We start from the raw sequence: 363 nt of genomic DNA, 5'->3' as shown, positions 1-363 counted from the left end.
GCCATAAGGTCAAAGCTAAGGCAATACTCCTAACGGATGATCTAAAAGCCCGTATAGCTGAGTTAATGTCTCACAATAAATGGAGTCCAGAGCTTATTGCCAAACGTCTTGCCAAGGAGCAAGAGCAATGTGTTAGTCACGAGACTATTTATAAATGGATATGGACCGCAAAGCACAGTCATCATAGAAAACATAAAGCTTATAAAGGTCTTCATAAACATTTGCGCCATACAGGAAGAAGACAGAAACGTAGTAATTTGAAGGATAATAGGGGAGCTATTATCAAAAGAGTTCCCATAGAACAACGACCGGCAGTGGTAACGGAGCGTAAACGTATAGGAGATATAGAAGTAGATCTGATGA

Annotated in this window: 1 protein-coding gene; it reads left to right on the top strand. The window is 40.2% G+C overall.

Translation table 11 applies throughout. The annotated features are described in order from the left end of the window. On the top strand, nucleotides 1-363 hold a 363-nt coding region (locus tag BFP77_RS04700; RefSeq protein WP_180272309.1), incomplete at both ends, for a helix-turn-helix domain-containing protein.

The sequence above is a fragment of the Maribacter sp. 4U21 genome (assembly GCF_002742365.1).
In the GTDB taxonomy this organism is placed as follows: Bacteria; Bacteroidota; Bacteroidia; order Flavobacteriales; family Flavobacteriaceae; genus Maribacter.
The sequence above is the reverse complement of the archived record's forward strand: the minus strand, read 5'-3'. Positions and strand labels throughout refer to the sequence as shown.